19 protein-coding genes and 1 pseudogene are annotated in these 21,194 nt (G+C 68.3%); 7 read left to right on the forward strand and 13 right to left on the reverse strand.

The features are described from left to right. Nucleotides 1-268 precede the first annotated feature (268 nt). Nucleotides 269-2,101, forward strand: a complete 1,833-nt coding sequence (locus FHR33_RS26515) for a translocation/assembly module TamB domain-containing protein (protein ID WP_183653002.1) — start codon at nucleotides 269-271, stop codon at nucleotides 2,099-2,101. A 238-nt stretch (nucleotides 2,102-2,339) separates the two neighbouring features. Here FHR33_RS26515 and FHR33_RS26520 read toward each other — a convergent pair whose 3' ends face one another. The 4 genes from FHR33_RS26520 to FHR33_RS26535 are packed head-to-tail and all read right to left on the reverse strand — an operon-like array spanning nucleotide 2,340 to nucleotide 6,082. Beyond that, entirely contained in the window at nucleotides 2,340-2,939 is a 600-nt protein-coding gene (locus tag FHR33_RS26520) for a GTP-binding protein (protein ID WP_183653004.1), read from the reverse strand. Further along, nucleotides 2,920-3,318, reverse strand: coding sequence for a DUF742 domain-containing protein (locus tag FHR33_RS26525; protein WP_183653006.1), 399 nt, complete (start codon nucleotides 3,316-3,318; stop codon nucleotides 2,920-2,922). Before FHR33_RS26525 ends, FHR33_RS26520 begins: the two co-directional genes overlap by 20 nt. Further along, nucleotides 3,315-3,746 (reverse strand): roadblock/LC7 domain-containing protein, encoded by a 432-nt coding sequence (locus FHR33_RS26530; protein WP_183653008.1) that lies wholly within the window; start codon nucleotides 3,744-3,746, stop codon nucleotides 3,315-3,317. The genes FHR33_RS26525 and FHR33_RS26530 overlap by 4 nt, the downstream gene beginning before the upstream one ends. 2 nt (nucleotides 3,747-3,748) lie before the next feature. Next, on the reverse strand, nucleotides 3,749-6,082 hold the full coding sequence (locus tag FHR33_RS26535; RefSeq protein WP_312895734.1) for a sensor histidine kinase: 2,334 nt from the start codon (nucleotides 6,080-6,082) through the stop codon (nucleotides 3,749-3,751). 663 nt (nucleotides 6,083-6,745) lie between these two features. Between FHR33_RS26535 and FHR33_RS26540 the strand changes: the two genes are divergently transcribed. Further along, a complete protein-coding gene (locus FHR33_RS26540) occupies nucleotides 6,746-7,849 on the forward strand; it encodes a methyltransferase domain-containing protein (protein ID WP_183653012.1) in 1,104 nt (367 codons plus the stop codon). A 243-nt stretch (nucleotides 7,850-8,092) separates the two neighbouring features. Here the strand turns inward: FHR33_RS26540 and FHR33_RS26545 are convergent, their stop codons facing one another. From FHR33_RS26545 to FHR33_RS26560, 4 genes are all read right to left on the reverse strand, one after another. Then, nucleotides 8,093-9,310, reverse strand: a complete 1,218-nt coding sequence (locus FHR33_RS26545; RefSeq protein WP_183653014.1) for a cytochrome P450 — start codon at nucleotides 9,308-9,310, stop codon at nucleotides 8,093-8,095. Between the two features lie 157 nt (nucleotides 9,311-9,467). Next, nucleotides 9,468-10,343 (reverse strand): SGNH/GDSL hydrolase family protein, encoded by an 876-nt coding sequence (locus FHR33_RS26550; RefSeq protein WP_183653017.1) that lies wholly within the window; start codon nucleotides 10,341-10,343, stop codon nucleotides 9,468-9,470. A gap of 31 nt (nucleotides 10,344-10,374) precedes the next feature. Next, on the reverse strand, nucleotides 10,375-11,211 hold the full coding sequence (locus FHR33_RS26555) for an SGNH/GDSL hydrolase family protein (RefSeq protein ID WP_183653020.1): 837 nt from the start codon (nucleotides 11,209-11,211) through the stop codon (nucleotides 10,375-10,377). A gap of 23 nt (nucleotides 11,212-11,234) precedes the next feature. Then, on the reverse strand, nucleotides 11,235-11,867 hold the full coding sequence (locus tag FHR33_RS26560) for an NAD(P)-dependent oxidoreductase (protein WP_183653023.1): 633 nt from the start codon (nucleotides 11,865-11,867) through the stop codon (nucleotides 11,235-11,237). Nucleotides 11,868-11,965: 98 nt separating this feature from the next. Between FHR33_RS26560 and FHR33_RS26565 the strand changes: the two genes are divergently transcribed. Then, the gene (locus FHR33_RS26565; protein WP_183653026.1) at nucleotides 11,966-12,550 is read left to right on the forward strand and encodes a TetR/AcrR family transcriptional regulator; all 585 of its coding nucleotides are present in this window, start codon (nucleotides 11,966-11,968) and stop codon (nucleotides 12,548-12,550) included. Nucleotides 12,551-12,736: 186 nt separating this feature from the next. Here the strand turns inward: FHR33_RS26565 and FHR33_RS26570 are convergent, their stop codons facing one another. Continuing rightward, nucleotides 12,737-13,849, reverse strand: coding sequence for an ABC transporter substrate-binding protein (locus FHR33_RS26570; protein ID WP_183653029.1), 1,113 nt, complete (start codon nucleotides 13,847-13,849; stop codon nucleotides 12,737-12,739). A 562-nt stretch (nucleotides 13,850-14,411) separates the two neighbouring features. Beyond that, a complete protein-coding gene (locus FHR33_RS26575; protein WP_183653032.1) occupies nucleotides 14,412-15,149 on the reverse strand; it encodes a phosphotransferase family protein in 738 nt (245 codons plus the stop codon). A 103-nt stretch (nucleotides 15,150-15,252) separates the two neighbouring features. On the opposite strand from FHR33_RS26575, the pseudogene FHR33_RS53380 reads away from it, so the two are divergent. The 3 genes and pseudogenes from FHR33_RS53380 to FHR33_RS26590 all read left to right on the forward strand — a co-directional run. Further along, nucleotides 15,253-15,472: pseudogene (locus tag FHR33_RS53380) on the forward strand (transposase family protein); the annotation flags it as partial. A 204-nt stretch (nucleotides 15,473-15,676) separates the two neighbouring features. After that, complete coding sequence (locus tag FHR33_RS26585; RefSeq protein WP_183653035.1) at nucleotides 15,677-16,081, forward strand: hypothetical protein; 405 nt, start codon at nucleotides 15,677-15,679, stop codon at nucleotides 16,079-16,081. Between the two features lie 62 nt (nucleotides 16,082-16,143). Beyond that, nucleotides 16,144-17,268: a serine hydrolase domain-containing protein gene (locus tag FHR33_RS26590; RefSeq protein WP_183653038.1), complete on the forward strand. Its 1,125-nt coding sequence runs from the start codon at nucleotides 16,144-16,146 to the stop codon at nucleotides 17,266-17,268. A 126-nt stretch (nucleotides 17,269-17,394) separates the two neighbouring features. Here FHR33_RS26590 and FHR33_RS26595 read toward each other — a convergent pair whose 3' ends face one another. The 3 genes from FHR33_RS26595 to FHR33_RS26605 all read right to left on the reverse strand — a co-directional run bounded on the left by FHR33_RS26595 (nucleotide 17,395) and on the right by FHR33_RS26605 (nucleotide 19,969). Then, nucleotides 17,395-18,399: a HEAT repeat domain-containing protein gene (locus FHR33_RS26595; RefSeq protein ID WP_183653041.1), complete on the reverse strand. Its 1,005-nt coding sequence runs from the start codon at nucleotides 18,397-18,399 to the stop codon at nucleotides 17,395-17,397. A 6-nt stretch (nucleotides 18,400-18,405) separates the two neighbouring features. Continuing rightward, nucleotides 18,406-19,071, reverse strand: coding sequence for a HEAT repeat domain-containing protein (locus FHR33_RS26600; protein ID WP_183653044.1), 666 nt, complete (start codon nucleotides 19,069-19,071; stop codon nucleotides 18,406-18,408). Nucleotides 19,072-19,396: 325 nt separating this feature from the next. Further along, on the reverse strand, nucleotides 19,397-19,969 hold the full coding sequence (locus FHR33_RS26605; RefSeq protein WP_183653047.1) for a hypothetical protein: 573 nt from the start codon (nucleotides 19,967-19,969) through the stop codon (nucleotides 19,397-19,399). A gap of 978 nt (nucleotides 19,970-20,947) precedes the next feature. On the opposite strand from FHR33_RS26605, the gene FHR33_RS26610 reads away from it, so the two are divergent. Beyond that, a complete protein-coding gene (locus tag FHR33_RS26610) occupies nucleotides 20,948-21,190 on the forward strand; it encodes a hypothetical protein (RefSeq protein WP_183653050.1) in 243 nt (80 codons plus the stop codon). The last annotated feature ends 4 nt before the right edge of the window (nucleotides 21,191-21,194 follow it).

Here is a 21,194-nt window from a genome sequence, read left to right on the forward strand (position 1 = left end):
GGACGCGGCGCCGACAAGTGCCGTGGAAATGCGCACGACCATTCTCCCCCCGACATGTTCTCCTCCATACCGGAGCTCCCGCGTAGGCCCGGTCCCTTCGACCTGCGGATCGAGGGCTTGGTGTTCGCCCGCCACGCGACCGCCTCGCTGCCGATGTCCGGAATCCGTGTCCCGGCCTTCCCCTGCGCATCAGGAGAGGCGCGGGGAAGCCGTCGGACCCGGCCCTCCGGCGATTGATCTTCTGCGACGCCTGGGAGATTCTCGCGGAATGACCAACGATGCGATGAGGAGCCTGCCGCACCGCCTGCGGGAGGCGGCCGCCCGCGGTGTCCTCGTCGACCTGCGGACGGGCGATCCTGGCGCCGACGATGTCATGGGCTCCGACCGTTGGGACACCGATCGCACGGTACCGGCGGAGACGCTGCGGGCCGTGCTCCTCGGTGGAGTCGAGCGAGTGCCGGGCGAGGTGGCCGCGGTCCGCCTCGCCGGTGCGCGTATCAGCGGCGTGCTGGACCTCTCCCACGCCGACGTCGAGATCCCGCTGTTCCTGACCGCTTGCTCATTCACCCATACGCCTGATCTGACCTGGTCCCGCCTCCGTACGGTGGAACTCGACGGCTGCGCCGTACCCGGTCTCACCGCCCGATTCGCCCAAGTCGAGGGGAGCGTCACGCTGACGTCGTCTGTGATCAGGAAGAGGGCGGATCTCTCCGGTGCCCGCGTCGGCGGACAGCTCGACCTCTCAGGCAGTCGGCTGTCGCCGCCCGACGACGTGGCCTTCGACGGCTCGGGGCTCCTCGTGGAGGCGGACCTGATCGGGAGACAAGGGTTGGTGAGCACCGGGGAGGTCCGCCTGCAAGGAGCGAGAGTCGCGGGAAGCGTGCATCTGGAGGAAGCGACCTTCACGGGCGAGGTCCGGCTCAGGAACGCGAACGTCTCCGGCGATCTCGTCCTTTCCGATGCGTCCATGGACAACGCCGGAGGTACGGTCCTCGACGCCGAACACCTGAACGTCGGTGGCAGCATGCTGTGCTCGCGGGTCACCACGCACGGAGAGATCAAGCTGTACTCCGCCCACGTGACGGGCCAGCTCGTCTTCATCGGCGCCCGCCTGGACAACCCCGGCGGCAGCGCTGTGATCTCCGAGGACGGCCTCATCACAGGCGGAAGCGTCCTCTTCAATGACGCCGTGGTACGGGGCGCGATCGTGATGTACCGGGCGACCGTGGGCGGAATGCTGAGCTTCATGAACGCGCGGCTGGAGCATCCCGGCGCCACTGCTCTCGCGCTCGACGGCCTGAGGGTGGAGTCGCTGCTGCACTGCGGAGGCACGTTCACGGCCGAGGGGGGCATCCGGTTGGGCGGGGCGCGCATCGGGGCGGCCTTCACCCTCGACGGCGCGCTGCTGAGCAATCCGGACGGTCACGCGCTCAGGTGTGCCGACGCCACCATGGCCGTGCTCAGGCTCCGCACCCGCAAGCCCATCGTGGGGACCGTGGACGTGAGACACGCCCACGTCGGCAACCTGGACGATGATCTGAGCTCCTGGCCCGAACACCTTCGCCTGGACGGCTTCACCTACGACGCCCTCGTCTCGCCTGCCACCGTCGAGGAGCGCCTCGCCTGGATCGGCCGCGACACGAACGGGCACCGGCTGCGCCAGCCCTACGAGCATCTGTCCGCCGTCTACCGCCGTCTCGGCGATGACGCGGCGGCCCGCCAGGTCCTGCTGATCAAACACCGCCGGGGCCGCGTCGAGCTGCCCTGGTACGGCAGGGCGTGGGGCCGCCTCCAGGACGTGACCGTCGGGTACGGATTCCGGCCCCTGCGTGCGGCGGCGTGGCTGGTCGGCCTGCTCGTCGCGGGCACGGCGGTCTATGCGCTGAACCCGCCGAAACCGCTCGAGGCCGGGAAGGCGCCCGCGTTCAACCCGCCGTTCTACACGCTGGATCTGTTACTTCCCGTGATCGATTTCGGCCAGGAACGCGCCTTCAACCCGACCGGTCCGTGGCAGTGGCTCGCCTACGCCCTCGTCCTGTCGGGCTGGATCCTGGCGACCACGATCGTCGCCGCCGTCACACGGTCGCTGAACAGGCAATGAGGTGCGGGTGAGTGACACCGGCATCCGGTCCGTCGTGTCGCTACCCGTACGGCCGGCCAGCCATCGCCTGGTCGCGTCGATGTCGGCGGCCGGGCGACCTGGCTTGCCGGTCGCGAGCTGGTGCATGGCGCGCACCAGGCACCCGGCCCTGGTGCCATGGCTGTACAGATCAGGCAGGACCGCCGCGTACCCCTGCTCGGCGAACAGGTCCACCACATCCGTGCGCGAGCCGGCCGGGTCAGGCCACGGGGTGCGGGGCGGAGCGGGACCGGGCGGCCATCAGGTGGTCGATGAGCGCCAGCAGCACGTCGCGGCCCGCCGTCCGGTCGCGGGCGTCACAGAGCACCAGCGGCACCTGGGGATCGAGATCGAGTGCCCTGCGGATCTCCTCCTGTGTCCTGTCCCTGACGCCGTGGAAGCAGTTGACGCCGACGACGAAGGGGATGCCGCGGCTCTCGAAGAAGTCGATCGACGCGAAGCTCACATCCAGCCGGCGCGTGTCCACCAGGACAACCGCGCCCATGGCTCCGTTGACGAGGTCGTTCCACATGAACCAGAAGCGTTCCTGCCCCGGGGTGCCGAACAGGTAGAGCACGAGCTCGCTGCTGATGGTGATGCGGCCGAAGTCCAGTGCCACGGTAGTGGTGGACTTGCCGCTCACCCCTTCCAGATCGTCCACGCCGACGCTGGCATGGGTCAGGTACTCCTCGGTGCGCAGAGGGGCGACCTCACTCACCGCGCCGACCAGGGTCGTCTTCCCGACGCCGAATCCACCGGCGATAAGGATCTTCACTGCCAGGGGAGCAGCGTCCCCTTGGTCAGAGATTGCGTAGCCCATCCCTCACCGCCTCAAGGATCGTCATGCTGGGGAAGCCGCCTGCCTGCGCGAAGGCGAGCGGTGGCCGGGACCGCATCTGACCGGCCTCGATCAGATCGCCTATGAGGATCTTGGTCACCGACACCGGGAGGTTCAGCGCGGAGGCGACCTCGGCCACCGCCAGCGGCCGCGCGCACAGAGTCAGGATGGTGCGGTGCTCCGGCTGCATCCTCCTCAGCCCGTGTCCGGTGTCCGACGAGACCTCGGACATCGTCGTCACCAGGGTGATCAGTGTCAGGTCGTCCCGCTCGGGCGCGGTCCGTCCGCCGGTGATCGTGTAGGGACGGACAAGCGACTCGTCGGCGTCATCGTCGTCGAACCCCTCCGTCCAGTGCTTCATCCGTGTCTCCCCGCGTCATCGGGCTGCGGCGTGCGCGCGTCCGTTCCCAGCCGCTGGCCGACCTGCTGGACCAGGGTGTGCATCGCGACGGTCATCAGTTCGGCGTCGACCTCCTGGGACGCGACCACGGCCAGATGAGTGCCGCGGCCCGCAGCCGTGACGAACAACCACAGGTCGGCCATCTCGATGATGACCTGCTGGACCGGTCCGCCACTGAAGAGCTGCCCCACACCGCGAGCCAGGCTCTGCTGGCCGGTGGCGATCGCGGCGAGGCGTTCGGCGTCCGAGCGTTCGATGGTCTGGGATCGGCTGATCACCAGGCCGTCGTCGGACAGCACGACGGCGTGCCGGGTGCCCGCGACCTGATTGACCAGGCCGTCAAGGAGCCAGTCCAGGCCTGCGTCGGTGGCGGTGGTTCGCTGCGTCATCTTCAATCTTCCGTCGTAGGGGAGCCGGGCTCGGGGGATCCGTCCGGCCGGGACTCGAAGGCGTCGTCGCCGGTCCGGCGCCTGCGGGACTGCCTCTGGAACGCGCCGATCGTGGCACTGGATCGGGCGGGCCGGTCCCGTACCGCCCAGATGTCCTGGTCCGTCTGTTCGTCCCTGTCCGCCGGAACTCTGAGCTCGGTGACCAGGTTGGCCTGGCGGACCCGCTGGGGCAGCGGCTGGAGGTCGGGCGACGGAGGTGCCTCGTCCCGATCCGGCGATCCGGCGGCGGGTGCTGTCACGTAGGCCATCGCGCGTCCTCTGGAGCGAGTCGGCAACTGCGCGTCCTCGTACGGCGGGCGAGGACCGGCCGTACCTTCCTGCGGGCGGGGCTGCGGACCACTGGGGCCACCCTGGGGGACCTCCTCGGAGAGCTCGGCCGGTGGCGCGGGTACCGCGCGAGGGCGCTCCACCACCAGCGGTTCAGGGAGCAGCACGATGACACGGGTGCCGCCGAAGGCGGACGGCCGCAGCTCCACCTGGAGGCCAAGGCCCGCGGAGAGCCGGGCGACCACGTAGAGACCGAACCGCACGTCGTCGGCGTGGGTCATCACGTCGAGCTGCGGCGGCGAGTGCATCAGGGCGTTGGCGGCGGCGTACTGCTCGGGCTCCATGCCCAGGCCGCGGTCCTCGATCTCCACGGCGATGCCCCTGCTGACCGGTGCGGCCCGCACCTCGACGGGGGTCAGCGGCTTGGAGAAGGCGGTGGCGTTCTCCATCAGCTCCGCCAGGACGTGGACCAGCGGACCCACCGCGCGCTCGGCCACCCAGGGCTCGCCCTCGACCTCGATCGCGATCCTTCGGTAGTCCTGGACCTCGCCCTGCGCGGCGCGCAGCACGTCGAGCAGGCGTACCGGCTTGCGCCAGCGGCGCTGCGGCTGCCCGCCGCCGAGGATCACCAGGTTCTCCTCGTAGCGGCGCAGTCGAGCGGTGAGGTGGTCCAGGTCGAACAGGCCCTCCAGCACCTCGGGGTCCTCGTGCCTGCGTTCCAGTTCGTCCAGCTTCTTCAGCTGCAGGCCGATGAGGATCTGGGTACGGCGGGCGATGCGCTGAAGCATGCGCTGGAAGCCACGGTGCTGTTCGGCCTGCCGTACGGCGGTGAGCACCGCGCTGCGGCTGGCCAGGTTGAGGGCCTGCCCGAGCTCGCCGAGCTCGTCAGGTGTGGGCTCGATGACGCGCACTTCCGCGTCGACGTCGACGTCCTCGCCGCGCTCCAGCCGGGAGACCACGTCGGGCAGCCGCTCCTGGAGCTCGTGGGCGTTCTGACGCAGGTGGAGGATGCGCCGGCGAAGAATGGAGGTGAGGCGCCAGCTCGTGAAGATCACCAGGCCCAGGGCGAGCAGGCCGATGGAGGTGATGCTGATGAAAATCACGAAGATCTGGTAGGCGTGGGTGTAACCGACCCTGGCGACGTTCTCGAGCCGGAGGCTGAGGAGTTCCACCAGTTGCTTGGTGACGGTGTCCACCGAGGTGCGCCATGCGGGGCCGACGTCGCGGAGTGCCACCTGCTCGCCCTCGACGCCGGTCCCTGAGGTGACCAGCCGCCCCTCCAGGGCGGTCATGGCCTCCCACGCCTTGCTGGTCGTCAGCGTGGCGTACTTGGTCTCGTTGCCGGTGAGACTGGGGATCACCCTGGACCGCAGGAGGTGCTTCCTGGTGCCGATGGCGTCGGCGACGAGGCCGTACTCCTCCCTCGTCAGGTGCCCCTTCTCCCAGCCGCGGGCCAGAACGGCGTCCTGGCGGCCGATCATGTCGACGACCCAGAAGAGGTCGACCAGTGTCTGCGCCTTGCTGGTCACCTCGGCGTGATCGGTCTGGCTGAGGGCGCTCAACACGCTGAGATCCGACTCGAGGACGCCGCTGTAGTAGTCGAACGCCTTCTGCTCACTGGACCAACCGGCGTCCACCGCCTGGCGCTGCTGGTCGAGGAGGCCGAGGCCGCGTTCGGTCCTGGCGATGGCGTCGGTGAGCCCCTCCTGCGCGTAGGCGGGCTTCAGGGCGGCCAGCGGCCGGAAGGCGTTCACGGCCTGGTCGGTCTCCGCGCGCTGCTTGGCGAGCTTGTCGCGGGTGGTGCTGTGCGGGGTGGCCTGCACCTCCGCGGTGAGCCGTCGCTCCCGGTCAAGGCTGAAGAACAGGTTGGCCGCGGGTCCGCCGACGGTGGTGGTGGCCAGGTCCAGCTGGGCCTCCTCCGCCCGCCACTGGGAGGACAGCTGGTACATGCCCGAGGCCAACAGCGGGGCGAAGGTGACGCTCGGCACGAACACGACGATGATCAGCACGGTACGCAAGGGCAGGCGGCGGGAGCCACCCAGCCGGCGCGACCGGCCGCTGGTCGCCCCTGTTGACCCGTTCTCCTCGCCCACGGCTCCCTTTCGTCGTCGCCCGACCCTGCCCAATCCAGCCACGTGCAGGACACTCTCCTCATTGGTCGGTGCGTCCATGACGAAAAATCGCCAAAGTAGGCGATTGGTGCCTGATAGTAGCGATACGGCAGTCAAGGCGGAAAGCCCTCGTTTCATTGGGCTGCGGGGCGCTTCCGCATGTCACGGTCCATCACGCGGGCCCCCTGCCGAGGGCTTCGCCCGGTCAGTGCGCTGGAGGGCGGACCGTACGGTTCTCGGCTCTTGGCGGTGGCAGACCAGGCAGGTCGCCGCGTCGGCCACCAGGCACTCAGGCGAGCGCGTCAGCCTCGTCGAGCGACGCCGAAGCGGCGCATGTCCTCGACATCGCCGAAGAGGGCCGGTCCGGGCATTTGCCCACGTAGAAGGGTGTCGATCCGCCGCTCACCCCGTTACCGTAGGTTCTAATGGCCCTACGCGCCGGCCCGCCCGAAGAGGCCCCGGCCAGGCTCGGCCCTGGGATACGCGTCCCTTTTCATACCGCCACGGCACCCGCGGGGAGACCCTGGCGACCGCCCGGTTCTTCATCCGGAAAGAGTCAGCATGAACGCCTTGGAGACCGCCACCAACGCCGATGCCGAGCGCACCGACCGACTCGTCGAGCGCCTGTTCGAGAACACCTTGGGCGCCCTCGAACTGTTCTCTGTCTACCTGGGCGGCGAGCTCGGCCTCTACCGCGCCCTCCAGGAGCACGGCCCGTTGACGGCGGCGCAGTTGAGCGAGAAGGCCGGCATAGCACCCCGGTACGCCACCGAGTGGCTGGAGCAGCAGGCCGTCGCGGGACTGGTGGAGACCGATCCGGACGTCCCGGGCGAGGAGCGCCGCTACCGGCTCGACCCCGCGCACGCCCGGGTGCTGACCGACGCCGACGATCCCGCGCACGCCGCGCCGTTCGCGCACATGCTCGCCGGGATCGGCGGCGTCATCTCCCAGGTCGCGCAGGCCTACCGCACCGGCGCAGGCGTGCCGTACGAGGAGTACGGGAGGGCCTTCCGCCACGGCCAGGGGCACATCAACCGGCCCGCCTTCACCCACGAGCTGGCGGGCACCTGGATCGCCGCCATGCCCGACGTCCTGACCCGGCTGGAGGCGGCGCCTCACCCGCGCGTCGCCGACGTCGGCTGCGGGCAGGGCTGGTCGGCCATCGCGGTCGCTCGCGCCTTCCCCAACGCGGTGGTGGACGGCCTGGACGCGGACGCCTCCTCGATCGCCGACGCGCGCGCCCACGCCGAGCAGGCCGGTCTCGGTGACCGCGTCCGTCTGATGCACGCCGACGCGACGTCCCTGCGCGACACAGGACCGTACGACCTCGTGCTCCTCATGGAGGTCCTGCACGATCTGTCCAGGCCGGTGGAGACGCTAGGGGCGATACGCGACGCCCTGGCCGAGGACGGCGTGGTCCTCGTCGCCGACGAGCGGGTGGCCGACCGCTTCACCGCGCCGGGGGACGAGGTGGAGCGGATGATGTACGGCTGGAGCGTCACGCACTGCCTGCCCACCCAACTCGTCGAGAAGCCCTCGGCGGCCGTCGGCACCGTGCTGCGGACCGATACCGTCAATGGGTACGCCTCGGAGGCGGGCTTCGGACGGTGCACCGTGCTGCCGGTCGAGAACGACTTCTTCCGCCTCTACCGGCTCGACCGCTGAGGCCGGCGACCTGCTTGGCGCTCGTCGTCGCTCCCGATCCACCAGCACGCGACCCGCGACGTCGACCGCTCAGCATGCGCCGGCGGCGACCTGGAACTTGTTCACCGCGGCGTGCCGGCAAGCGTGCTGTGATCGCGAGCCGTCCCGGCCTCGGCCAGGCCGAACCCTCGTGCTCGATCAGGTGCGGAAAGCCCCCGTGACGGTGCCGCCGACGCCGTCTGCGGTCAGGTGGTCGCCCGTACCTCAGCCTCCCTTGACCGGGAGCCGGTGCGGGCGATGGATCAGCCCGTCGTTGGTCCAGCGCAGCGTCGACAAGTCCTCCTGGGGCCGGAGGGAGGGCAGCCGCGTCACCAAGGCGCGGAAGGCTTCCTGCAGTTCCATCCTGGCCAGATTCGCGCCCAGGCAGTAGTGGGGGCCGTGGCCGAACGCCAGGTGCGGGTTGGGCGGCGCCTTCCCCGCGAATCTCCGGATGTCGAACCGCAGCGGGTCGTCGAACACCGACGGGTCGTGGTTGGCGCCCGTGGGGTTGGGCAGCACGACCGTGCCCTTGGGAATCACGCCGCCGGACAGCTCGATGTCCTCGGTGACCAGCCTGAGCAGGCCGTTCCCTCCGGGACCTTCACAGCGCAGGATCTCCTCCACCGCCGGTCCCAGGAGTTCGGGACGGGCCGCCAGCTGCGCGTACTGGTCAGGGTGGCACAGAAGGCGGAACGCGCCTCGGATGATGATCGACGCGGTGGTCTCGTGCCCCGCCATGATCAGCGTGAACACCATGTGGGTCAGCTCCGACTCGCTGAGCCTGTCCCCCTCGTCGCGCGCCCCGATGAGCAGGTCGATGAGGTCGTCGCCCGGCGTGACCCGGTGCTCGGCGATCAGCTCCCCGGCGTACGCCATGAACGCGGCGAATCCCTCTCCCCTGGCCTCGGCGCTCGCCTCGGACGTGGACAGGAACATCTCCGTCCAGCCGCGGAACTGACCGAACCGGTCCATCGGGACGCCGAGCATCTCGCAGATCACTCGCGCGGGCAGCGGCAGGGCGAAATCGGTGACCAGGTCGAACTCCTGGCCGGCGGCGTCGATCAGCTCGTGGGCGATCGCCGCCGCGCGCGGCCGCCAGCGTTCGATATGTCTGGGTGTGAAGGTGCCCTGCATGATGCGGCGGTAACGCGTGTGCTCCGGCGGGTCCTGGTTGATCAGCGCCGAGGGGTCGTCCTCGAGGGAGGTGCCGCTGACCATGCGGGGAAGCCCGGGTGCCCGCAGGTTGCGGCTGCTGGCCGGCGAGGTGAGAACGGCACGAACGTCCTCATAACGGACAATCATGGGCACCCGGTCTCCACTCGGCATCGTGACGGGCTCCGTCGAAGCCTCGGCGAGCCTGCGGGCCAGGTCAGGGGAGGCAGTGCCGAGCGGACCGGGCGGAAGGTCGGGCCATGGCCATGCGGTGCTGGACAGTTCCGTCATGAGCGCCTCCTGGCGATGCCGTCCGACGAGCCCCATGAACGTACGAAACAGCCCGTGTCCGGTCAATGACTCAGCGGCCGCATCCCCCTTGAGAGAGTCTGAGACCCGAGAACGCTCGGTCATGGGCGCCCAGGAGATTCGAACGCCGCCGCGCTCTTCACCCGCCCAACCTCGACTCAGCCGAAGGGTTCAGCCCCCGGCGCCCTAGCCAGCTCGCGACGAGGTCGGCTACTACTTGGCCTGCCCGGTCGCTGAGGTGAATGTGGTCGGTGAGCATCGTGAGGCCGTTGCTACGGGCGATGTCGTCCAGTGAGGTCCGGAACAGGTAGTGCCGGACGGCGATCCGCAGAGCCAAGCCGAAGCTGAAGGCGAACTGCGGCGCGGTGGCTCCTTGGCCGAGGTGCCCGACGATCGCCTCGTGTACCGGCAGATAGCTGACGCCCATGCGTTCCGCGGTCTCCTTGATGGCGGCGTTGTACTCGGCGAGCGCCTGGTTGGCCGGGCCGGCCGGGTCCTCGCCAAGGGGCGTGGCGGACAGCAGGGCGATCCTCGCGGTGGTGCGGGCCTGGAGCCGGCTGATGATCGTGTCCAGGTTGGCGTGGAACTGCGCCAGCGGTATGCCGTTGCGGACGTCGTTGGTGCCGACCATGATCGTCACCGCGTCGGGACGGCAGGCGACGACCTCATCGATCCTCCGGAGCAGATCGGCGCTGGTGTGACCGTTGAGCCCGGCGTTGACGAACTCGTACCCTCCGGGGCCCAGACGGTTCCGCAAGGCGCCCACCCAGTCGGCGCTGAGGGTGGCGTGGGTGATGCTGTCGCCGAAGGCGACCATGACGGTGTGGGTTCCGGGTGCGCGGCCCTGGCGGAACTTCTTCGGCGGATTGGCGGGCTGGCGCTTGAAAGCGACATAGACAAGAAAGCCCAGCCCGCCGGCGAGCAGTAGCAGCAGGGTCAGCGCGACGGTAACGGTCAAGGTGTTCTCCGGTGTGGTGAGTAAACGGTGGGCTGTCTGGCTGACGCGGGTCAGCAAGCCGTTCAGGGAATCTGTAGGTCCTCAGTGCTCAGTCCGTTGACCGGACGGCATCCAGGTCAGCCATGCGGCGTGCCCCCTGGCCGCCTTGGAGGGAGGAGAGCCACGTGGAGGCGAGGTCGGCGACGATGGTGCCGCCCCGGTCGCTCAGATGGATGTGGTCGACGAAGAGTTCCATGCCGCCGCTGTGAGCGACCTGATCCCAACTCCGTCCGAGCAGATAGTGCTGAGCCGCCGAGGCGAAGGCGTGGACGAAGCTGAAGGCATAGTCGGGCCGGTTGCCGCGGCCCCGGCGGAGTACCTCGACCATCTGTTCGTGCACGGGGAGGTAGGCGACACCTGCGCTGGTCGCGATCTCCTTGATAGCGGCGTTGTAGCCGCGGAGACTGCGGTTGATCTCCGCGTCCAGGTTCTCACCGAGTGGCGGTAGGGACATCAGCGCGATGTGGGCGGTGGTCCGGGTCTTGACGCGGTCGACGATCGCTCGAAGATTGTCCCGGTACTGCTCCAGCGGCACGCCGTTGCGGACGTCGTTGGTGCCGATCAGGAGCGTGACCGCGGCCGGACGACACGCCACGACGTCAGTGTCGATCCGCCGCCGCAAGTCGGCCGTGGTGTTGCCGTTGACGCCCGCGTTGACGAGGTCGTAGCCCTGGTGTTGGGGGCGGGTACGCAGTGTGCCTATCCAGTCGGCACCCAGCGCACCCTGGGTCATGCTCGCGCCGGCCGCGACCACGATGGGACGCGTGCCCGGCTTGGCCCCTTCGGAACAGGCATCGGCAGGCGGGTTGTCGGCCGGGCGGAGAAAGGTGAGATAGCCGACCGTGCCGACGGCTCCGAGCGCGGCGGCCAGCAGCAGGCCCAGCATGAGAGTGATTCGTCTCTTCACGATCAGTACCCCAGCGCGAGGCTGTGGCCGACGGTGGCCGGATCGGACAGTGCGGCGAGGGTGGCGTGGGCGAGATCGGCACGGGCGATGGTGATGCCATGGCGGACGTTGCGGTCGATGGCGATGCGGTACATGCGGCGTGTGCCGTTGGTGAGCCGCGGCGGCCGCATGATCGTCCAGTCGAGACCGCTGGCGCGGACTGCCTCGTCGGCGCGGGCGAAGTCGGCGAAGCCGTCCCTCAGGAATCGTCGTAGCAGGGGCTTGACCAGGGCACGGTTGATCAGATCGTCGCCCTCGTCGACGATGTGTCCGCTGGCGGTGACGACGACCAGGCGGCGGGTTCCGGTGGTGCGCATCGCGGCGATGATCGCTCGGGCGCCGTCGGCGCATACCGACCCGCCTCCTCCGGGACGGGGGCCCAGGGCGGACACGATGGCGTCCTGGCCGGTCAGGCTCGCGCCGATCGCATCGGCGTCCATCACGTCAGCGATCACCACGCCGAACCGGGGGTGATCCGCGTGGCGCAGGCGAGCCGGGTCGCGGACGATCGCGGTGACGCGATGACCGGCGGCGAGCGCCTGGTCGACAAGGTGCTGCCCGGTACCACCGGTTGCCCCGAAGATGGCCAGCTTCATCTACACTCCTGGTTGGTAAACGCTCGCTAACTGGGTGATGTCGAGGCTAGCGAGCGTTTACTAACCTCGTCAAGCGCCCTTCGATCAGAGGAGTAGAGATGGGTACCAGAGATGTCATCCTTGACGCGGCGGCCGAGGTGATCGGCGAGCAAGGCCTCGCCAACGTGACCACGCGGCAGATCGCCCGGGCCGCGGGTTTCACCGAGGCGACCCTGTACAAACACTTCGCCAACAAGGCCGACCTGCTCGTCGCGGTGATGCGGGAGCGTTCACCCGGCTTCGGCTGGCTGGGCGAGGTGCTGCGCGACAAGGTCGGAACCGGGGATGTCGTGGGAAACCTCACCGCCGTGGCCGAGGCGGCCATCACCTTCTACGGCGGCGGCTTTCCGATGTTCGCCTCGATGTTCGCCGATCCGGAGACCTTGACCGCCCACAAGGAGGAGTTGCGGCGCCATGGCGTCGGACCGCACAAGGTCAACGAGGCTGTCGCCGCGTACCTGCGCGCCGAACAGCAACAGGGCCGCCTGCGACCGGAGGCCGACGTCCAGGCCGCCGCAGGACTGCTGCTCGGCGCCTGCTTTCAGCACGCATTCCTCGGCCACATGTCCACACCCGAACACCGCGACGACGACGACGCCGCTGCGGGCTTCGCCCGTGCCCTCGTCGAATCGCTCGCCCCTTAGGGTGCCGTTCCTCGAGATGCCGTGCCTTGTCGACAGCCCCTCGCGGTCAGACAGTGACGTTTTCTCGTTGAGGACGAGGGCCACGGCCTTGTACAGGGGCGGGCAGGGCGTGGATCCGGGCGGCGGTGATGTAGGGGGGAAGCCGGGCTCGACCGCGGAGACCCACAGCGGGGCCTCCGTGCTCTCTCAGCTGGTGTGGCGGATCCGCAAGCGGTCGGGTTCCGCCGGATCTCGATCAACGACCTGGATCGGCGGCCAAGCCCATTGCCAAACGTTGATGCCTGGCGTGCGGGAGAACTGGATCTGCCCGCGGGTGCCTTCGACCGCGACGCGCGGCCAGGATTCGGCGATGCGCGCCCGGTCCGCGCCGTGAGACCGCAGCGCCTCGGCGAGGACGGCGACCGTGTCGTAGCCCTCGAAGGCGACGAAGGACGGCGCTTCGGTCAGCCGCTCACGGAGGGCCGTCTCGACTCGTGCACCGAGTGGGCTGAGGCGCTCGGGCAGGTAGCGCAGGAACGGGATCGCGGCGCCGTCGTCGCCCAGCAACGTCGCCCATTCGGCGAACTCCGGTTGCCCGGCCGGAGCACCGATCAAGATCTCGGCGAGGCGCTCGTCGTGGCGGACGCACTTGACGATCGACACTGCCGGCTCCGGGTGGCCGACCAGAAGAAGGAGGGCTGTCGCGCGATTGTCGACGAGTTCGTCGCACACGGCCGTGGGGGCGAGCGCGCCCATGTCGAGTTCGATGACGGTGCCGCCGCGTGGAGCGAGGTAGTCCCGCAGAATGCGAGCCCCAGACGCCCAGTAGACACTCGACTGGGCTGCTACGGCGATCCGGGTGTGGCCCGCGCTGAGGAGGAAGTCCGCGTAGATCCGCCAACCGTGGGACTGCGCAGGGGCGAGGCGCGCGACCCATTTCGTCGGCTGTTCGGTGAGCGCGTCGAGAACCGCTGACGAGCAGAGGAACGGCAGGCCGAGGGCGTCGGCCCTGGCGGCAGCGGCGCGAGCGACGACGCTGTGATACTCCCCCGCCAAGGCAGCCACGCCCAGGCGAGCCAACTCGTCCACGGCCGCCGCGGCCCTCTCGGGATCAGCTGCGGTGTCTCGGACCACCAGCTCGAGTGGCCTTCCGACGATCCCGCCGGCGTCGTTGACCTCGCGAACGGCCAGCTCGAGTCCGGCGAGCAAGTGCCGGCCGGCCTGGACCCAGCCGGGCCGAGAGAGCGGAACCAGAGCGCCGATCTGGACGGCTGATTCGTCAGTCCGCTCCGCTCCAGGTGGCGATGGTGGCGTGTTCATGCGTCGGCGTCTCCCAAGTGGCGATTCGGCTGTCCGGATCGAAGAGTGATCGTCAGTGGCGCCGAGAGTAGCCGAGCCGAGAATGGCCAGCTGCGGCACCCCGTCCCTTGGCCGCCAGCCGGCCCTCGCGCCGCCGATCGAGCCTGAGGGGCTTCGGACGGCTCTGCCGTAACAGGCCCTCCAGGGGTTGCCAAGGTTCAGCAAGAGGCCCACGCCGAGAGACCTACAGTTGGTGGCGAGCGACGCAGCCGAGATGACTTCCCGCCCCGTCAAAAGCCGGCCTTGCCCCCTTTCCGGTCGCGCCGGAAGGAGTCTCGAAAAACACAGCGAGAGGGACAGCTTGATGACTTATGGGGGACGGACGTCGAAGCCGCCGACAGTTCTTCGACCATGGGCGCCCCTGGCGACCGCCCCATAACCGAGAGGCCGGCGCCCGTTAGTCGTGCGTCGGCTTCCGATGTCGCCGACCGGCTGCCCGGGCTCTTCGAGGATCATGACCGCGTCGGTCCGGAAGACGAGGCGGTCACAGAGCGGCACGCGTGGCCGTCGGGCTCGTGCAGCCTCACATCCGGGATCTCAGCACGTCGACCTCGCAGCCTGGCGAGGACGGGTCGAAGCCGTGCTCGACCAGCCAGCGGACCGCCAGCAGGCTTCGCAGCGACCACCACGCGCGGATCACGTCGAGGTCGACGTCGGTGCCGTAGCCGGCGACGACGTCGCCAAGGTGTTCCTCGTGTCCGAGCGTCAAGGTGGCGAGGTCGTACAGGGCATCGCCCTGGCTCGCCTCGGACCAGTCGATCACGCCGGTGATCTCGTCACCGTCGATGAACACGTGGGTGATCTGCAGGTCGCCGTGCGTGAACACCGGTGTCCACGGCCGGAGCGCAGCCTCGGCAACCCGGCGGTTGCGCGTGACCAGGTCGGCAGGAAGGACGCCGCTCGTGACCAGCCACTCACATTCGCCGTCGAGGAGCGATGCGATCTCGTCGAGGCTCCGACCGGGCCATGGCGGCAGTGGCGCGTCGTGCAGCATCCGTGCGGCGGCACCCGTCGCGGCCCACGCCGCCGGCGACGCGGTCGACGGCTCGCCGAGGCGGCCGAGTGCCGTTCCTGGGAGGGCGGCGAGCGCGAGCACGGGCGGCTTCCGCCACAGGACCTCCGGAGTCGGGATCGGCGCCATGGCCATCGCCTCGACCTCGACGTCGGTGCGCGTCTGGTCAGCGTCGATCTTCAGGAACACGTCGCCGACGCGCAAGGTCGCGCGCTCGTGATGGGCGACGACGACCTCGACCTCTTCCACGTCGGCCATTATCACGGGGATGCCCACCGACGTCGCCGGGTTTATCGCGTGCGCCTGCACGGCTGACCGCGTCCCGCTGCCTGGTGGCCTCATGCCCGCCTGGCCGTACTACTCGGGAAAGCAGCACCGGCACGGAGTGAACGTGCAGGTCCTGGCTGATCCGGCCGGGCGCCTGGTTTGTGGGCCTCGCCCGCACTGCCGGGCAACATCCACGACCTGACCGCCGCCCGCGCGTCCGGACAGATCAATGCGCGACCACGGCGAAGGCGGTGGTCTTCGCCGACCCGTTCAAGCCGCTCCGGCATCGCCTCCGCCTGTCGCGACAGTCACGGAACCTCATGGGCGTCCTCGCCCCGGCGGTGGCGTGTCAGCAGCCGCGTCAGGACGGCAACGGCCCGGTATCAGCGCGACCGGCGATGGTTGATTCATGAACGGTTCAGCGATTGCGGCCTGAACCACAGCAGGCCCGCACTCCGCCATCCGTCCTTTCCAGTGATCTCGTAACAGATTCAAAGGAGCACGCCATCATGTCCGTCACCCTGACCGACCAGGACAAGACCACCCTCCGCCTCGCCGCTTGGGGCGCCGTCTCGCTGATGTCCGCCGCCGGCATCGCCGAGTCGGCCCACAAGGTCGCCACCCACGGCTCCATCGCCCTGACCTCCGCGACCGGCGTGGTCGGGCACGTGCTCACCAAGGCGCCCAAGGGCGTGAAGTACGGCAAGACCGTGGCCGAACTCGCCGACCAGGTGCTGCCGGCGCTGACGGCATCCATGAGCCTGCTCAGGCAGCAGGATCCGGCGGAGGCCGCCAACTTCCGCGGCACCGTCATCGTCGCCATCGAGACAGCCGCCCGCACCCACCTGGGCCAGCCCAGCCCCACCATGGCCGAGATGGCCCGCAAGATCACCGCCGCGCTCGACGCCGCCTGACGGCCTGCCGCACTCCATCATCCGCCCGTTCGACTGAAGCAACAGAGCCAAAGGAGCACACCATGTCCACCACTGACCAGGGCCGCCCGGAGCTGCAGAAGGTCATCCAGGAGTTCGTCGATTCCGGTTTCGCCGGGGTGCAGCTGCGTGTGCACGATGAGCGGGGCGAGTGGGTCGGCAGCGCCGGGGTGCGCGAGCTGGGCGAGAGCGCGAAGCCGCCGACGAACGGCCACTTCCGGATCGGCAGCACCACCAAGACCTTCACCGCGACCCTGGTCCTGCAGCTGGTGGCCGACGGCGTGATCGGCCTGGACACTCCGGTCGACGACTACCTGCCCGCGTACGGCTTGGACCGGCGGATCACCGTGCGAATGCTGTTGCAGCACACCAGCGGGGTGTTCAACTTCACCGGCGAGTACTACGAGGACGGGACGTTCGCGCCGGGGATCCCCGGACTGGGCAAGGAGTGGGTGGTGGACAACCAGTTCCACACCTACCAGCCGGAGGAGTTGGTACGGCTGGCGCTGTCCAAGCCTGCGCGGTTCGAGCCGGGGACCGGCTGGAGCTACTCCAACACCAACTACGTGCTGGCCAGGCTGCTGGTCGAGAAGGTCACCGGCCGCGCGTTCGCCGAAGAGATGCAGGCGCGGATCCTGCGTCCGCTCGGCCTGTCGGGCACGGTGGTGCCGGACGCCTCACCGGACATCCCCGAGCCGCACGCCCACGGCTACTACCGCTACCAGGACGCCGACCAGTGGAGGACGGCCGACACCACGCGCTTCAACCCCACCTGGATCTCCGCCGCCGGTGACATGATCTCGACCACCCAGGACCTCCACACCTTCTTCTCCGCGCTGAACTCCGGCAGGCTCCTGCCGGCCCCGCTGCTGGCCGAGATGCGGAAGCCCGACCCCACGATGGGCTACGGCCTGGGGCTGTTCGTGGAGGACACCGACTGCGGTGGAACCGTCCTTCATCACAACGGCGGCTTCTGGGGCTGGGCGGCGCTGATGTACAGCACACCCGACGGCAGCAAGACCCTGACCGCCTCGATCACCACCGGGGAAGCCGAGCTCGACCTCGTCGCCATGTCCGCGACGTTCGAGAAGGTGAAGCAGGAACTCGTCAAGGCCGTGTTCTGCGACGAGCAGACCGGATCGGCTGACGAGACCCAGCCGGCTCAGTAGACAGGGCTGAGCACCGTGGCCGACGCCGCCGGGATGGACGACCTGGTCAGGCTCAGTCGGCAAGCGCGCCACGGTTCGGGGAGCGCGAGGGGCAGCGCCCCTCGCGGGGGGTTCGGGGGCCTGTCGTCACCGTGCGTTGCGCAGCTTGAGAACGTATGTCGCGGTAAGCGCAACGCCACGGTCTTGGTCATGTGACAGATCTGCGAGGGCTCGTGACGCTGTGGTTCCCGGGATGTCCGCGAGCGCCTGTGTCAGCCGTCGGCGTGCAGACGATTCCATGGTGCCGGAGGCGAGGCAGCCAATGAGCGTGGTAGCGATCCGATCCGCCAGCGCGGGATCACTCGCCAGCGCGCTCAGGGCGTCGGCTGCATCGGCGTCGTTCGCCCCCTCGACGATCATGTCGATGAGCGTCGGGATCGCGTCGGCCACTCCACGCGTCCCGAGCGCCAGAGCCGCATACCTGCGGACCACGATATCGGGGTTCGTGAGGGCGTCCTGCAGCAGTGTGGTCGCCTCAGGGTTCGGAATCTCGGCGATGGACTGGACGGCACGTTTGCGCACCTCGGCTGCTGGTGAGCCGAGGCCCTCCGCCAGCAGTGCCAATCCGCCATCACCCGATTGCGCCAGAGCCCATCGAAGGGCTCCGGCGACGTTCGGGTCCGTCTCGCTCAGCGCTGCCTCGACCAGTGCTTCCACTGGCATCGGAGCCTCTTCGACTGAGGACAAGGCCGCGCGCTGGCGCTTCCCGGCGCTCTCCGCCCCCAGGGCCTGGAGAAGCGCGACGATCTGGAGGACGTCCTCCCAGTTGGCGGGTTCCGCGGCACCAATCCGACGAAGTCGCGTGAGCAGCTCCGTCTCAGCCGCAATGCGTTCTCGCGTCTGGCGGATGAGGTCGTCGACGAGCTCGGAGGGCGTGAAGCCGGGATCATCCAGCGCGCGCCCGACTTCACGCAGCGACAGCCCCAACGACCGCAGGATCTCGATATGGAAGATTCGCCGGATGTCCTCGCTGGAGTACTCGCGATAGCCGGCCTCGGTACGGCCCGTTGGCCGCACCAGGCCGAGCGAGTCGTAATGCCGGAGCATGCGGGCGCTGACCCCGGACCGTCGTGCCACATCACCGATCAACACTGCCTGTCACCCCTCCTGGCTGTTTGTGCCCAGGGCTACGATGCGCTTCGCCTCCTCGATCGCGAACTCGAATCCGGCCTCGGGGTTGCGCAACAGCTGTTCCGTGGCGATCGCGTGCTGGCGCACCCGAGGGTCGAGATCCGTCATCGCGGCGCGCAGCGTCGGCATGATCACTTCGCCGAGCGCGATCAGCGCCCGGCTGAGGCTCAACTGCGTCTCCCGCTCGCCGCGCCCGAGCTGTGTCACCAAGACTCCGGCCAACTCGGGTTCTTCCCCTTCGGGCACGAGTACGACCGCTGCTCGCCAGGCGCTCCGCGCCACCTCGTCGTCGGCATCGGTCAGAAGCGCCCGCGTGATCGCCGGCCACGCCTGCCGATCCCCGATCTTGGACAGCGTGTGCAAGGCCTGGCTTCGTGCCTGCGCACGCGCCGAGCGGAGTTCATCGATGAGCTTGGGGACCGTCATTGATGATGAGTGGCGGGTGAGTGCCCACGTAAGCATGTCGCGCACGTAGAAATCAGGTTCGATGGCGCATCGTTCGATGAGCTTGTCGATGAACCGCGGGTCTGGGGTCGTGCCGGCCACCAGCGCTGCCTGCAGCCGCACTGACGAGCTGCTCTCCAGCCCCTGGAGAGCTCGCATCGTGTCCGTGTCCTCTTCCGGCCTGGTCATCGGGACCACCTCCTTGGCTGCAGTGAAGACCTTGTCACTGTGTCAAGGTCAAGCGGGGCCACGCGACCTCTTCCCATCGAGTCCGCGGCGGTGACGGCCGGGACCGGCCGAAGAGCCGCAGCCCTGAAAAACTTCGCTTCGGAGATGGCGTCAGCGGCGGGTAGATGCCGTCCTTGATGCGCTCGGCTACGACGTTGGCTATTTGCTCCCACTTGTAGAGCCTGGGGTTCTGCCCCAGGCTGGTCGCCGCCGCAAGTTGGGATCTATGCGGCGTGTGGCTGCACGGGGACGCGGCCCTGCTCGTGGGCGCGGACCGACAACACGATCAAGGCGATGAGGGGAGCGCTGCACCTGGGGGACTACACGGTGGGTACGCGGAATCGGTCGTACCTCGGCGGGCCAGCAGGACGAGGCCAATCGCCTGCAGCGTCGCGGCAACGAACAGGATGAGCGCCCCGAGAGGGAGCCAGCCGGCGAACCGATGGGGGACGCCGGTGGCGCCACCATCACCGACCATGTACGACCCCCACGCGCCTAGCGTTTCCAGCACAGTGAGCGGATACATCACCCACAAGACGCCCGACAGAACCAGCACGCCGAACCTGATTCGTCCTCGTAACCAGGGCAGCAGCAGGGCGACAAAGCTGAGGCAGAGTGTGACAGCACCTACCGGGAACGTCAGTCGGCGCACTGTACTTCGGATCCCGGCCAGATCCTCTGCCAGGCCCCCGGGATCCATGGTCAGGTCCGCGCCGAAACTGATGTTCATCTCCATCTCGTGCTGGATGGTCGCATCGACGGCGTACGGAATCGCCGCATGGAGGCCGACCGTGTAAACCACTGAAAGCACAAGCCCCGACGCCATCAGAACCGGGCCACGCCGGACAGTCGCGATCACGTGATGTCGCCGCGAGCTGTCACCACATGCCTCGCAGACCGAGACTCGATCGAGAAGCCGCAAAACTCGCTGGACACACCCACGGAACAACTGCCTCCTTCAAGGGTTGAGTGATTTTAGCGAGTTGGGCCGAGAACATGGATGCCGAGCGGTGGCACAACCTTGGCCGGTGTGCCGGTGGTCGGCGGTTCGAGCTTTTATACATGGAGGAGGCGGCGGAAATCGGAGGGCCTACACGTCCACGATCTCCGGCGCACCGGCAACACGCTCGACCTCAATCAGGCGCGAGCCTGGCCGTCCTCAAGGGGCGGATGACACGACAGCGACCGGGCCGCGCGCATCTATCAGACGCCCCACGCGCGATCTTCGGCACACCGGTAACACCCTCGCCGCACAGTCAGGTGCGAGCCTGGCCGACCTCAAGGCACGAATGGGCCACGACAGCGACCGGGCGGTGTTGATCTACCAGCACGCGACCAGGGACGCAGACCAGAGGATCGCCGAAGCGCTCAACGCTCGGGTGCGAGCTGAGCAGAAGAAAGCCGGGAAGTCCCGCAAAAGGAAGATCAATGACGGCTAATGGCCCGAACGCCCTGCACCATGATCGGTGATGGGGCGTACGTCGAGGTGGAGCCTAGGAGATTCGAACTCCTGACTTCCTGCTTGAAAACGGCAGCCGGTTCGTCCGGGACAGTACATCGGTCCACCGAAGTACGGCATGGTCCAGGATGGCTGCCACATGCGCTGGCTCCAAACAGGACGCGTTGACCTCTTCGGTGTGAAATCTCGGCAGCGAGATCACTACAGGTCGTTTGCGCTGCTCGCAGGGTCATTAACGGCCGCTCAAGGTCGCCCGAATATGGCGCGGTTGCTGCTGCGGTTACTGCCCCGACCCACCGCCGCGCCAGGAGCCACATTCTCGGAATCACGGCATATCTGTGCAAATCGGAATTTTCGGGAGCTACACGTCAGGATAATATGTATTTTAATGGTGGATATGCGGACATCAAGGACATTCTCTCTTTTCGCTCCTTGCTGATTATTTGCCGGCTTGTAAACGTATGTGCGTCTTTCGCGCTTGATGCTGGGGTATCTCCCTTATCGCGCTATCGCAGCGGTGCGGGCGGATACGAAAAAGAACAGCTCAGGCATCCGCGCTACCGCGACACCATTCATGAGCTCGATCTGACACAGGTCAACGAGCCTCAGGAAATTACCTGACGTT

Source organism: Nonomuraea dietziae (genome assembly GCF_014195505.1).
GTDB lineage: Bacteria > Actinomycetota > Actinomycetes > Streptosporangiales > Streptosporangiaceae > Nonomuraea > Nonomuraea roseola.